Origin of the sequence: Helicovermis profundi (assembly GCF_033097505.1) — a bacterium.
Taxonomy (GTDB): Bacteria; Bacillota; Clostridia; order Peptostreptococcales; family Acidaminobacteraceae; genus Helicovermis; species Helicovermis profundi.
The window spans coordinates 1,499,463-1,513,405 of record NZ_AP028654.1 but is presented as its reverse complement, the minus strand read 5'-3'; the positions used below and the strand labels follow the sequence as shown (position 1 = coordinate 1,513,405).

The following is a 13,943-nucleotide window of genomic DNA, read 5'->3' as shown; positions in this document are numbered from 1 at the left end:
ATTAATCACCCCTTATATAAAAAGATGTATTTATAACAAAATCTTTATCTTTATCATCTATAGAAATACTAATATCTGCTGAAACTAGATTCCCATTTTCATCAATCACTTGGTTATCAATTTTAAAACTCTTAATAGAAGTTGTCATTACTCTTTTTTCATTATTTAATGTATTTTCTTGAATAAAATCTCCGTTTTCCAAATAATACTTATTGTTTTTAATAGTCACTATATTTCCTACTACGAAAATATCTTTTCTATCAGCTTTTCTAATAATACTATCAAACTCACTTACAAAGGATCTAAGTTCAGAAATTTTATCATTTGAACTATTTTCAGTTTGAAAAAGTTTGTATCCTGTTGTAAAAGACATCATCATAGGAGCAGCTACGAGTCCAATTAAAGCAATTACAATAACTAATTCTATTAAAGTGTATCCACAAGTATTTATATTAAATTTTTTTAACTTCTTTTTAATTAATTTAGAAAACATTTTACTCCTAACCAATTATGTTTAAGTAATATTGTAATAATTTTGGGCCATATAAAATAAGTAACATTGCTGAAAAAGCAATGAAAGGTCCAAAAGGTATGTAATCTTTTCTGTTTTTCTTTTTTGTAATAAGTAGTAAAATACTGATAATTCCACCTACTATAAAAGAAAGTATCATTAGTAGTACAATGTAAATTGGTCCAAAGAATATAGAAAGAGCAGCCATCAGTTTAATATCTCCTCCACCCATTGGTCCAATTAAAGCTATAATTAAGAATATTCCACCACCAATTAAAAATGCAATAATAAGTTCTATTGGTGAAAATTCTTTATATATAAGATTATGAATTATTGCAACTATAAAAATAATGATATTTAGTGAATCAGGTATTTCCATATGATCAAAATCAATAAAAGTAATAATAAGTAATAGGGAAATAATAGTCACAGCAAAGAAAAATTCTAAAGTATAAGCAAATTTAATAAAAGCTAAGACGAATAATAGGCCCGAAAGTAATTCAACTAATGAATATCTAATCGAGTATTTAGCCCCGCAGTAGTTACATTTTCCTTTATTTAAAAAATAACCAACTACAGGAATCATATCTTTAAATCTAAGTTCTTTTTTACAGTTAAAACAATGACTATTTGGTTTTATAATTGATATTTTTTTTGGAATTCTATAAATACAAACATTAAAAAAACTTCCAAATGATATACCAAATAAAAAAATAATTAAATATTCCATACTATACCTACTTTACTGGATTTGCTAACTTCTGCTTTTCTATAAGCACTTCTGTATGCAGTGGATCCTTATATTTCACTTCAATAAAATAAGTAAAATTTGGACTAGTGCCTTCTCTTATAAGAGAAATATTAAAAGAATCACCCTTATATCTCTTTGATAAAAACAAAGAATTTTCTTCTCCTAGATAAAACTTTTCACCACTTGAATCATTAGGAGTTTTTCCTGGAGTAATATAGTCAAGACTAGTTTTATTAGCAGTCATTTCTGACAAATCGTAAATTCCTAGTTCAACTAATGTATTCACTTTACTAACAATATTTCTAGCTGATTCTCTATCTGTTTTTAACCTAAAAATATCCGTAAGACCCATCATTTTAGGTATGGCAATGCCAAAGAGCACTGCCATAACCAAAAGAACTAAAAGAAGTTCAATTAGAGTGAATCCTTTTTTCTTATTAATTTGTTTTTTATTCACTCTAACACTTCCTAAATATTAGTCAATTACAGTAACTCCTTCTTTTTTAGCTAATTCAGTACCCTTTGCAATCGTTCCATCAGTAGATTTATAAACAACGATATCGTATCCTGCAGTTGCATTGTCAACAACTGTAATAATAAAAGTACCCGCAATACTTTGAGGAGTCGATGTTATTGCTTCTCCAAATTCACTACCATCACCTGTAGTCATTAGTCTCTCAGTAGTTGTTGCTGTATCAGTAAGATTACCCGATTGAACCATAACTTCTGCTTGTCTAAGTATATTCTCAGCTGTAGCAACATCCGCCTTATCCTTAAACATAGTAGTAACACCTGTCATTTTTGGTATAGCAATTCCTGCTATAATACCTAGTACTGCAATAACTACAAGTAATTCAACCAAAGTAAATCCTTTTTTGTTTCTTAATCTCTTTCCGAAAAATTTTAACATAATCCCTCTCCTTTATATTTTTAATATTTATTTTAAAAAGCAAAGCCTTTTAAAGACTAATTATACCATAAAAACCATATAATTTACAGTTTTTACATTTGTAAATGATTGTACATATCAAACATTGGAAGTGCAATCGCCATTACAATCGTTCCAACTACAGCAGCCATAAAAAGTAATATAACTGGATTAATCATTTGAATCATACCTTCAATTGCAATTTCAACTTCTTCATCATAAAACTCAGCGCTCATTTCAAGTAGTTCATCTAAAGAGCCTGTTTCTTCACCTATTTCAATCATTGATATCATCATAGGCGGGAAAATATTGGTTTTACTAAGCGGTAGGGCAACACCCTCACCTTTTTTTATACCTTCAAGTGATTCAGTTATCTTCTCAGAAACTGAAGCATTTCCCATAACTTTAATAACAATTTCCAGTGCATCTATTATAGATATACCACTTAATAACATTGTTGAAAGTGTTCTTGCAAACCTTGAAGTTGCAATTTTTTTATTAACTTTTCCTATAACAGGTAAATGAAGTTTGAATTTATCAAATTTAAGTCTTCCTTCATAAGTTCCAATAAATCTTTTAAAGAAAAATATTAGTCCTATAATAGCTCCTAAAATAATATACCAATATTTTTTTATAATTTCACCAAAAGCCAGAAGCATTCTTGTAGGAAGTGGAAGTTCAACATTAAAACTTGCAAACATACCAATAAAGCCTGGCAGTACAAATACTAGTAAGACACCTGAAACTATAAAAGAAATAACAATTAGGATAATAGGATAAACCATCGCTCCTTTAATTTTATTATTAATTTTATTTTCCTTTTCAAAATGCTCTGCCATTCTCTTCATTATTGTATCAAGTTGACCAGATATTTCTCCTGAATGTACCATATTTATTAAAATATCAGGAAAAGTATTTTTAAAGGACTGCATCGCTTTAGAAAGGGAAACTCCTTTTTGCACATCCTCGTACATATCGGAGATAATTTCTTTAAATTGATTATTTTCAGTTTGCTTTCTCAATATATCAAGGCATTCTATTAAAGAAATTCCTGAACTAACTATTGTATGAAACTGTCTACAAAATATAGCTACATCTTTTACTTTTATTTTTTTCTTAAACAATTTTATTGAAATATCACGTTTTGCAGTAATATTTTTCTCAACTTTAAGTGGAAATATACCTTGTCTTTTAAGAGCTACAACAACCTCGCTACTTGACTCAGCATCCATTGTTCCCTTAACATTTTGACCTTGTTTAGTTTTTCCTGAATAATGATATTTTGACAACAAATCACCCGCTTATTTGTATAACTTTTTTCTATATTAACCTCATTAGCATATCTTTATCAATGCTATGAGAAAGTGCTTCATCGTAAGAAATTTGCTTCTTTTTATATAACTCTGAAAGATAAGTATCCATAGAAATCATCCCATCTTTTCTTCCTGTTTGTATACTATTCATTATCATATGTGCTTTTCCTTCACGAATATGATTTCTTACAGCTGCATTTGCAATCATTACTTCAATAGCTGCAACCCTACCTTTTTCATCTAAACGTTTTATAAGTTGCTGTGATACAACTCCTTGAAGAACAGAAGCAAGTTGAACTTTAATCTGTTGCTGTTGGTTTGGTGGAAAAACATCGATTATTCTGTCAATCGTACTTACCGCACCAATTGTATGAAGTGAAGAAAAAACTAAGTGACCTGTTTCAGCTGCAGTAACTGCAATTGAAATAGTTTCAAGGTCTCTCATCTCACCTATTAAAATAACATCCGGATCTTGTCTTAAAGCTGCTCTTAAAGCGTTTGCATATGATTTTGAATCATGATGTATTTCTCTTTGATTTACAATACTTTTCCCATGTCTATGCAAATATTCAATAGGGTCTTCAAGTGTTAGAATGTGTTCACCTCTTGTTTGATTAATATGATTTAGCATAGCAGCGAGTGTAGTTGATTTACCAGATCCTGTTGGTCCTGTAACTAAAACCAATCCTCTTCTATTATCAGCTAATTTATTTATAATATCAGGGAGTTTAAGATCTTCAGTAGTAGGAACTTCAAGAGGAACTGCTCTTAGAGCTAAACTAATACTCCCTCTTTGCTTAAATATATTAACTCTAAATCTTCCTATTCCAATAATTGAATGTGAAAAATCGACTTCCCCATTTTCTTCAAAGACCTTCCTAGTATAATCATCGAATAACTGATCAGCTATTTGTTTTGTGTCGTCAGGCATAATTCGACCAATATCCTTTAGTCTAATTAATTTTCCATCTATTCTAAATACAGGAGGAATTCCAACAGTAAAATGTATATCCGATGCCTTATACTCCAAAGCAACTCCTAATAAATCTTTAATATCCATATATCCACCCTTATTCCTCAAACGAATGAGTAATTTTCATAAATTCTCCAAAAGTCGTAACGCCATTAAGAACTAGTTGTCTACAATTATCTTGAATACTATCATTGCCACTTTTTCTAACATAATCTTCCAAATCATCTATTGAAGCACCTTTAATAATTAGTTTCCTCGCATACTGGTCTATCATAACTATTTCATAAATAGCAATTCTTCCTTTGAATCCAGTTCCACCGCACTTACTGCAACCCATACCTTTATATAATTCTATATTTTCATCATCCCTAATCCCCAATGCTTTTTTTTCAATTTCATCTGGGATGTAAGGCAATTTACATTCTTCGCAAGTTTTTTTAACTAATAGTTGTGCTATGATTCCTTTTATAGAAGATGCAACAAGGTAAGGTTCTATACCCATATTTATCAATCTAAAAATTGTTGAAACTGCACTATTAGTATGAAGAGTACTAATAACCAAATGGCCTGTTATGGCAGCTCTCATAGCAATTTCTGCGGTATCATGATCTCTAATTTCACCAACCATAATAATATCTGGATCTTGTCTTAAAAAAGATCTTAAACCATTTGAAAAATCAAAACCTGCTTTTGCATTAACTTGAGATTGAATAATACCTTTCATTCTGTACTCAACAGGATCTTCAATAGTAAGAATATTTTTCGAGTCATTGTTTAATTCACTTAACATTGAATAAAGTGTTGTAGATTTACCTGAACCCGTCGGACCTGTAACTAAAATAATTCCATTTTTATTTTTTAATAATGTATTAAAGTTTTTAAAAGACTTTTCTAGTAAGCCCAGTTCTGTTTTATCACGCAAAAAAGTGCTTCTATCTAAAATTCTGATTACAATTTTTTCTCCATAAATAGTTGGTATAGAAGAAACTCTTAAATCTAAGTCCCTGTTATTTACAACCATTTCTATCCTTCCGTCTTGAGCTTTTCTTCTTTCAGCAATATTCATCTTAGCCATTATTTTTATACGAGTTATAATAGCACCATGCGTCTGATTTGACGGCCTCATAATTTCTGATAAATCACCATCAACCCTAAACCTAATTCGCAAATAGTCTTCCTCTGGTTCAATATGAATATCACTCGCATTTTGCTGTGCTGCCTGAAGAATAATTGTATTAACTAATCTAACAACAGGAGCTTTATTTACTTCCCTTAATATCTCTTTATCAATACTATTATTATCCCCAAGTTCTAAATCTTTAGTAAACTCTTCAACTGCTTTTTCTGCTTTATTTTTACTAAAGTACTTATCAATTGCATTTGTAATTTCTGAATCAAGAGCGACCTTTTGGTCCACCCTATAACCTGTTATAATTTCAATATCATTAATCAATATTATATTTAACGGATCCGCCATAACAACTGTAAGTATATTACCATCAGTTTTAATTGGAAGAACTAAATTTTTCCTTGCAAAATCCTCTGATAGTATTTTAGGAACTTCTGGGTCCACAATATATCTTTCTAAATCCAACCTTGGTATTCCAAGTTGAAGTTCAAGAACTTCAAGAATATCATTATTAGTTACATATTTTAATTCTATAAGGACATTACCAAGTTTAGATTTTTTTTCCTTTTGCACCTGAAGTGCTACTTGTAATTGTTCGGAAGTTATTTTCCCATCCTTAACTAATAAATCGCCTAGTCTAATATGTGCAATTTTATTTAAAGCCATGCTTTCACCACTCTCATTTAATAATAAAGCTAAATTAAAATATATTTTAATATATTTAAAATCCGCATTTTCATTTCTATAAGGTTTAACCAAAATATTATATGTATTAATTAATTAAAATAAAACAAAAAAAACTAATCAATTACGATTAGTCGGTTACGCCACTTCATCAGTATTATATAGGCGTCCATTTAAAATAATACATCACTTGATCTAAAATAAAATATTTAATTTTTTTAATTCCAATATAACAACATTTCTATCTGCTCTAATACCTGTCCACATAAAAAAAGATTCAAGCGCTTGTTCTATTAGCATATCGATTCCATTAATATATTTCAAATTGTATTTTTTAGCCTCTTTTAAAAATTTTGTCTCACTTGGATTATATATAATATCGACAACTTGACAATTTACATTAGCATTTTTTAATGAAACTGGAGATATATCAATCAACTCTCCCATACCTAATGGAGTAGAATTAATTACAATATCATAAGAATATGCTGTTAAATCGAATTCTTCTAAAGGCTTAATATTTACACCAGTAAACAACTCATATTTTAATTGATCAATTTTAGATTTTGTCTTTTCAATATTTCTAACAAATATATGGCAATCACATAAGTTTTCGTTTAAAGCATATAATATAGCAGTTGCCGCTCCTCCGTAACCAAGAAGAGCAACTTTTTTCTTTTTATATTCAATATTATTAATAATAAGAGAATTTATAAAACCTATATAATCAGTGTTATATCCTTTAAGCTTACCCGATTCATTCACTATAGTATTCACTGAGCCAATTTTACTTGCTTCCTCAGAAACACAATCTAATAATTTAACGATTTTTTCCTTATGAGGTATAGTTACATTCATTCCTTTAATATTGCAAGCTTTCAAACCCATAATTGCTACGTTCAAATCAGATGGTAATATATCAAGTGCATTGTAAAAAGCATTAATACTGTATTCAGCCAAAATTTTATTATGAATAATTGGCGAGAAACTATGTGACACTGGATGACCAAGTAGTGAAATCATTTCCGTTTTTGAATCCATAAAAAAAACACCTCATAATATATTAACATATTTTACCTAGTTCAATCAAGACATTTATATGTGTAATTTTTTATTTTTAATGTTCATTATATTTTAAATTCTCTAATTTTCATATATAATGTTAATAGTAAAGTAAATTGGAGGATAAAATGAATGAAGCTTTAATTGAACTGAAGAAAAATGTTATTTTATCTAAAACTATAATTAGTCAAATCAAGAAAAATATTGAATATCAATATAGTTTTGCATCTAAAGATGATAAAATTAATCTTTTATCTACCGAATTAAATAAAATAATAAATAACAATTTATTTGGAATTGATTATTCTTTTAGGAATAAGATTAAAAACAGCATTCTAAATGAATTTATCTACAAGAATAACGAAATCACTCAATACATTATTTTTAACTATCTTTTACATATAGAGTTGCCAGTAGAAAGAAAAATCAATATGATACTTAAGTGGTTTAATAAAAGTACAAATATTGTACCTACAAGTGAATTAATTAAGAAAATACTTATAAGTCAAACTTCACAAAATGAGAAAATTTTTAGTGATACTTCTGATATAAATATACATAGTAATATTCATAGAATCACCAATGAAACAAATGATGAATATTTCAATAAAAAATTTAATTTCCATTTCAATCTACTTTATATTATAAACAAAATTAGATTCAATAAACTATCAGTACCGACGCTTTTAATTATATTTTTATTTGCTTCAATATTTATTTTTTCTAGTATAAGTAAGCATCCAAATAAATATGATATATCATTTTTAGAATTGAATTCTATTTTTAATATAAGTAAAGAAACTTATGAAAAAGAAGTGGTCGATTCATCAAATATTATATATTCTAAGATTAAACCTGGAATACCAAATTTTCTTAAATATCAAATAATCAATGAATCATCACTAAAGAAATATTTAGTAAAAAGAAATTCATACCTAATAAATGAACCTTACTTTTCAACAATTATTAATATATCAAAAGATTATAATATAAATCCATACCTTTTGTTTGCTTTAACTGGTCAAGAACAAGGTTTTGTTCCAAAAACAAATAAATATGCTAAAAGGATTGCAAATAATCCTTACAACGTTTTCATTAGCTGGGAAAGGTATAATACAGATATTGAAGATTCTACTAAAATAGCATGTCAGACCATAAATTCTAGGTTAAAAACTAGGCCTTACGGGGTCGACCCTTTTCTTTGGCTAAATAGTATCTATGCTGAGGATCCTAACTGGTGGAAGGGATTTAAAAGCTTATTTCTTACACTAAAAAGCTATGAAACTAAAGAGCTCTAATATCTAAAAGTTTTAATACAAACCTTTATACATTAGAGCTTTTCTATTAATTACTTATATTTTTCTGAAATTACATTTTTAACTTTAGCTGTTAATATATCTATTGCAACTTTATTATATCCACCCTCTGGTATAATTATATCTGCAAATTTTTTTGTTGGCTCAATAAATAGTTCGTGTGCCGGCTTTACAGTGTTAAGATACTGACCTATTACCGATTCAAGAGTTCTTCCTCTCTCTTTGATATCTCTTGTTATACGCCTTATAACTCTAACATCAGCATCTGTATCTACAAAAATTTTAATATCCATCAAATCTCTTAGTCTTTGATCTTCTAATATCATAATACCTTCGAGTATAATTATATCTTTCGGTTTTACATTTGTAGTTACAGTCTCTCTAGTATGAGTAGAAAAATTATAATTAGGTTTTTCTATTTCTTTTCCCTTTAGTAAATCAGTTAATTGTTCAATAAGTAAATCCGTGTCAAAAGCAAGAGGATGATCGTAGTTAGTTTTCACTCTTTCTTCAAGTTCTAAATAACTTTGATCCCTATAATATGCATCTTGTTCAATAATTGCAATATTTTTTTCAGGTAAAGATTTGAATATTGATTTAGCAACTGTAGTTTTACCAGAACCTGTACCGCCGCAAATTCCTATTAATATCGGCCTATTTTCCAACGTTTTCCACCTTTTCCTTTCTTAAAATATAAAATTCATTCACTGGAACATCTATCTTAATTTTAATTATTTCTTGTGCATGAGGTGCAACTTCTATAGGCTTATCATTTTTGTCGTACATTTCTGTAATTAATTGCTCGTGATAAAAATAATTTGGTCCTATTATTTCAATTTTATCCCCAATAAACATTCTGTTTCTTTGCTCGACTAATGCGTATTTACTATTTACGTCATAATCTTTTACTATACCACAAAAATCATATTCTCTTATATAAGAACTACTTGAATAAAGTTGATCATTTTCATCAGGCTTTTTTAAGTAAAAACCTGTAGTAAATTTTCTATGTGATGCTTTTTTTATTTCATCTAGCCAATTTTGGTCATATTTAAATTTTTCTTTACTTTTATAATATTTATCAATAGCTTCTCTATATACTCTAATAATATTAGCAACATAATAAAGACTCTTCATTCTTCCTTCTATTTTTAGACTTGAAAGACCAGATTCGATTAAATCAGGTATATGTTCAATCATACATAAATCTTTTGAATTAAAGAAGAATGTTCCACTTTCGTCTTCAACTACTGGATAATATTCATCAGGTCTCTTTTCTTCAACAAGTTTATATTTCCATCTACAAGCTTGTGCGCATTCACCTTTATTTGCATCACGTCCAGTCATGTAGTTACTAAGTAAACACCTACCAGAATATGAAATACACATTGCCCCGTGAACAAAGGCTTCAATTTCTAAAGAATCAGGTGTATTATCTCTAATCTCTTTTATCTCATTAAAAGAAAGTTCTCTAGCAATTATAACTCTTTTTATACCTTGATTATGCCAAAACTTAGCACTTAAATAATTAGTGTTGTTAGCCTGAGTACTTAAATGTATCTCTTTCTCCGGTAAATACTCTTTTACATACATAAGAGTGCCGGGATCAGATAAAATTAATGCATCAATATCAAGTTTTTTTATTTCATTTAGATATTCATCGAGTAATTTAAAATCATCATTATGGGGAATAATATTAAGTACCAAATAAACTTTTTTATCAAGATTATGCGCAAACGCAATTCCTTGACTCATCTCATCAAAAGTAAAATTCTTAGCACTTGATCTTAAACCAAAAATTTGACCGCCAATATAAACAGCATCAGCACCATATGTTAATGCAAATTTTAGCTTCTGTAAATCTCCAGCAGGAGCTAAAAGTTCTACTTTATTCATTTTCGTCCTCCATTTTATAAGTCACTGCTACACCATCACCAAAGGGCATAATAGTTGTTTTAAGGTTCTTTTGTGATGTTATATATTCAAGATAATTCCTCATCCTTTTTACAATTGTTTTTTTTCTTCTTATAACATATTTATCCGATGCTATCATTCCTTTATAAAGAACATTATCAGATATAACAATTCCCTTATTTTTTAGCTTATCATAACATAAATCAAAAAAATGTTTATAATGTCCTTTAGCTGCATCAATAAATATCATATCGAATTTATCATCTATTTTACTTAAAACATCTCTAGCATCACCAAATTTCAATTCAATAGGGCAATTAAAATCTTGATTTTCTATATTGTTCTTTGCCAATTTATATGTTTCTTCGTTTACTTCAATTGAAACAACTTTACCATGAGAATCATCAATTGCATCGGCTATTAAAGACGTTGAGTAGCCAATAGCTGTTCCAATCTCAAGAACTTTTTTAATATTCGAAGATTTAATTATCACTTCTAAAAAAGTAGCAACTTCAGGCTGCACTATTGGGACACCATTCTCTTTTGCGAAAACATGTAAATTTTCATAATAATCATTTCTTTTAGGTATTAAACTTCTAACATATTCTTCAATAACAGGATTTACAATTTCGCTTTTAATTAAACTCAATTACTGTTCACCTTCGATTTCTTTATATTTTTTAAATGCTCTTTATATGTTTTTGAAAAATAATGTGATCCATCACCTAAATTTGACGTATTAAAGTATAAATTTTTTGTATCCAAAGGATAAATCGCAGCTTCAATGGAATCAACTCCCGCAGAAGCAATTGGAGAAGGTGGTAGACCAACATTTTTATAAGTATTAAAGGGAGAGTCGATTTCTAAATCTTTATCATATAATACAGGTTTTACCTCTCCAAGCGCATATTGAATAGTTGCGCAAGACTGAAGTTTCATTCCTTTTTTAAGACGATTATAAAATATACCAGAAATCTCTTTCTTTTCTTCATTTAACTTAGCCTCTCTTTCAATAATAGAAGCTAATGTAACAATTTGATTAACACTCATATTTCTTTTTTCAATTTGCTTATAGTATTCTTTTTTAAAAACTTTATCAAATTTTGAAAGCATTATATTAATAATTTCTACTTCTGATGCACCTACTTTCACTTCATAAGTATCAGGAAATAAAAATCCTTCTAACATATATTTTCTATTTATGCCTTCTAAAAACTTATACTTAAAATCATAGTTCTTTAATACATCAATAAATCTTTCTTCATCAATAAGATTATCTTTAACCAATTCCTGAATTATTTGTTTATTGTTAAAACCTTCAGGTATTGTAAATCTAACGGTTTCTATAAAAACATCACCGTTTACCATTTTTTCAATAATCTCAGAAGAATCCATACTTCTTGATAATTTATACTTACCAGCCTGCATTTTTCCGTCTGCATTTAATTTTTTTGAAAGCAATTTAAAAGAAGTAACATTTTGTATTAAATCCCTTTCTTTTAATATATTTGCAATTTTATTTGTACTTGCGCCTTTTGAAACTATTACTATAAGAGTTTTACTATCATTTGAATCAACTGCTTTATTAAATGAGTCAAGCGGATTACACCCTAATAGGGATACACTTAATACTAATACTAAAATTATAAATTTAATATTTTTCATAGCACCTCCGACAAATTAATACTAAACCTCCATTATAACAGGAAGAATCATAGGACTTCTCTTAGTAGTTCTATATAAAAATTCTCTTAAAGAATTTCTAATAGCACTTTTGAGTGATGCCCAATCTTTAATATTATTATCTAAACAATTTGTTAATGATTCTTTTACTACTTTTTTCGCCCCTAGCATAAGTTCTTCTGATTCTCTTACGTAAACAAAGCCTCTAGAAATAATATCAGGACCCGAAACAATGGTATTTGTTGATTTATTTACACTAACAACTACTACCATAAGACCATCTTCAGATAAAATTTTTCTATCACGAAGTACAATATTGCCAACATCACCAATACCTAAACCATCAATTAAAAGCTTTCCACTTGGTACATTTTTACCCATTTTTGCTCCGTTTTGTGTTATTTCAAGAGTGTTACCATTTGAAAGAACAAAAATATTTTCATTCGGTATTCCCATTTGATGAGCAAGTTCACTATGAGTTTTAAGATGGCTATATTCGCCATGAATAGGAATAAAATATTTCGGTTTTACAAGAGCATGTATAAGTTTAAGTTCTTCTTTACAAGCATGGCCTGAAACATGAACATCTGCAAGAGCTTCATATATAACTTCGGCACCTTTTTGATAAAGCAAATTAATAACATTTTTTATACTTTTTTCATTGCCCGGAATTGGTGAAGAGGAAAAGATTACAAGATCACCTTCTCTAATTTGAACGTTTCTATGCTCTCCTTTTGCCATTCTAGAAAGAGCTGCCATTGGTTCACCTTGTGTTCCAGTAGTAACAAGTACAATTTCATTATCAGGATACCTGTCTAAATCTTTTATATCAATTAAAGTATCCTCATTTATTTTTAAATAACCAAGTTCCTTTGCAACTTCGGAAACATTAACCATACTTCTTCCAGAAAAACAGACTTTTCTATCATTCATTTGTGCAGCATTTACAATTTGCTGAACTCTATGAATATTTGATGCAAACGAGGCAACAATGATTCGAGTAGTTGATGCCCTAAATATATTATCAAATGTTATACCAACAGTGCTTTCGCTCATTGTATAACCTTCTCTTTCAACATTAGTACTCTCTGCCATAAGTAGTGTAACGCCTTCGTTTCCAAGCTCCGCAAATCTACCCAAATCAATTGCTTGTCCATCAATTGGAGTATAATCAATTTTAAAGTCTCCAGTGTATACTATCTTACCAAAAGGAGTAGTTAAAACTACCGATACTGCATCAGGAATACTATGACTTACTCTAATAAATTCAACTCCAAAACATCCAACTTTAAATGCTTGTCCAGGTTCTTTAACTATCATTTCAACTTTTCCTAAATTTTTCTTATCTTTAATTTTTACATTAATTAAGCCAAGTGTTAGCTTTGTTCCATAAAGTGGAACATTAATTTCTTTTAGGAAATATGGCACTGAACCTATATGGTCCTCATGACCATGTGTAAATACAATTCCTTTAACCTTTTCTTCATTTTTCTTTAGATAAGTTATATCTTGTATAACAACATCAATTCCAAGCATTTCTTCGCTTGGAAATGACAAACCACAATCAATAATAAGAATTTCATTGTTATATTCAAATGCTGTCATATTCTTTCCAATTTCATTTAATCCACCTAAAGGGATTATCTTTAATTTGTGACTAATTTTTTTTCCCATTTTAC

At 28.7% G+C, this 13,943-nt stretch carries 14 protein-coding genes and 1 riboswitch; of the genes, 1 reads left to right on the top strand and 13 read right to left on the bottom strand.

What is annotated here, in order from left to right:
• Position 1: 1 nt before the first annotated feature.
• The 8 genes from AACH12_RS06650 to aroE form a co-directional block, all read right to left on the bottom strand.
• Complete coding sequence (locus AACH12_RS06650; RefSeq protein WP_338537276.1) at positions 2-493, bottom strand: prepilin-type N-terminal cleavage/methylation domain-containing protein; 492 nt, start codon at positions 491-493, stop codon at positions 2-4.
• Between the two features lie 7 nt (positions 494-500).
• Positions 501-1,241: a prepilin peptidase gene (locus AACH12_RS06645; protein ID WP_338537275.1), complete on the bottom strand. Its 741-nt coding sequence runs from the start codon at positions 1,239-1,241 to the stop codon at positions 501-503.
• A 7-nt stretch (positions 1,242-1,248) separates the two neighbouring features.
• Positions 1,249-1,719, bottom strand: coding sequence for a prepilin-type N-terminal cleavage/methylation domain-containing protein (locus tag AACH12_RS06640; protein ID WP_338537274.1), 471 nt, complete (start codon positions 1,717-1,719; stop codon positions 1,249-1,251).
• Between the two features lie 18 nt (positions 1,720-1,737).
• Positions 1,738-2,172: a type II secretion system protein gene (locus AACH12_RS06635; RefSeq protein WP_338537273.1), complete on the bottom strand. Its 435-nt coding sequence runs from the start codon at positions 2,170-2,172 to the stop codon at positions 1,738-1,740.
• A 92-nt stretch (positions 2,173-2,264) separates the two neighbouring features.
• Positions 2,265-3,479 (bottom strand): type II secretion system F family protein, encoded by a 1,215-nt coding sequence (locus AACH12_RS06630; protein WP_338537272.1) that lies wholly within the window; start codon positions 3,477-3,479, stop codon positions 2,265-2,267.
• Positions 3,480-3,510: 31 nt separating this feature from the next.
• Positions 3,511-4,563 (bottom strand): type IV pilus twitching motility protein PilT, encoded by a 1,053-nt coding sequence (locus tag AACH12_RS06625; protein ID WP_338537271.1) that lies wholly within the window; start codon positions 4,561-4,563, stop codon positions 3,511-3,513.
• A gap of 10 nt (positions 4,564-4,573) precedes the next feature.
• Complete coding sequence (locus AACH12_RS06620; protein ID WP_338537270.1) at positions 4,574-6,271, bottom strand: GspE/PulE family protein; 1,698 nt, start codon at positions 6,269-6,271, stop codon at positions 4,574-4,576.
• A gap of 141 nt (positions 6,272-6,412) precedes the next feature.
• Positions 6,413-6,495, bottom strand: a riboswitch (cyclic di-GMP riboswitch).
• Entirely contained in the window at positions 6,485-7,330 is an 846-nt protein-coding gene (gene aroE, locus AACH12_RS06615; protein ID WP_338537269.1) for a shikimate dehydrogenase, read from the bottom strand. Its footprint overlaps the riboswitch before it by 11 nt.
• Positions 7,331-7,479: 149 nt before the next feature.
• On the opposite strand from aroE, the gene AACH12_RS06610 reads away from it, so the two are divergent.
• Positions 7,480-8,649, top strand: a complete 1,170-nt coding sequence (locus AACH12_RS06610; protein WP_338537268.1) for a hypothetical protein — start codon at positions 7,480-7,482, stop codon at positions 8,647-8,649.
• Positions 8,650-8,699: 50 nt separating this feature from the next.
• On the opposite strand, the gene udk is transcribed toward AACH12_RS06610, so the two are convergent.
• Genes udk through AACH12_RS06585 form a run of 5 tightly spaced genes read right to left on the bottom strand, consistent with a single transcriptional unit; the run spans position 8,700 to position 13,938 of the window.
• Positions 8,700-9,332, bottom strand: a complete 633-nt coding sequence (udk, locus tag AACH12_RS06605) for a uridine kinase (RefSeq protein ID WP_338537267.1) — start codon at positions 9,330-9,332, stop codon at positions 8,700-8,702.
• Positions 9,322-10,563 carry a peptidase U32 family protein gene (locus AACH12_RS06600; RefSeq protein WP_338537266.1) on the bottom strand — a complete coding sequence of 414 codons (1,242 nt, stop codon included), beginning with the start codon at positions 10,561-10,563 and terminating at the stop codon, positions 9,322-9,324. The genes udk and AACH12_RS06600 overlap by 11 nt, the downstream gene beginning before the upstream one ends.
• Positions 10,556-11,230 carry an O-methyltransferase gene (locus AACH12_RS06595; protein WP_338537265.1) on the bottom strand — a complete coding sequence of 225 codons (675 nt, stop codon included), beginning with the start codon at positions 11,228-11,230 and terminating at the stop codon, positions 10,556-10,558. Before AACH12_RS06595 ends, AACH12_RS06600 begins: the two co-directional genes overlap by 8 nt.
• The gene (gene mltG / locus AACH12_RS06590; RefSeq protein ID WP_338537264.1) at positions 11,227-12,246 is read right to left on the bottom strand and encodes an endolytic transglycosylase MltG; all 1,020 of its coding nucleotides are present in this window, start codon (positions 12,244-12,246) and stop codon (positions 11,227-11,229) included. The genes AACH12_RS06595 and mltG overlap by 4 nt, the downstream gene beginning before the upstream one ends.
• A 21-nt stretch (positions 12,247-12,267) precedes the next feature.
• Positions 12,268-13,938 (bottom strand): ribonuclease J, encoded by a 1,671-nt coding sequence (locus AACH12_RS06585; protein WP_338537263.1) that lies wholly within the window; start codon positions 13,936-13,938, stop codon positions 12,268-12,270.
• Positions 13,939-13,943 lie beyond the last annotated feature (5 nt).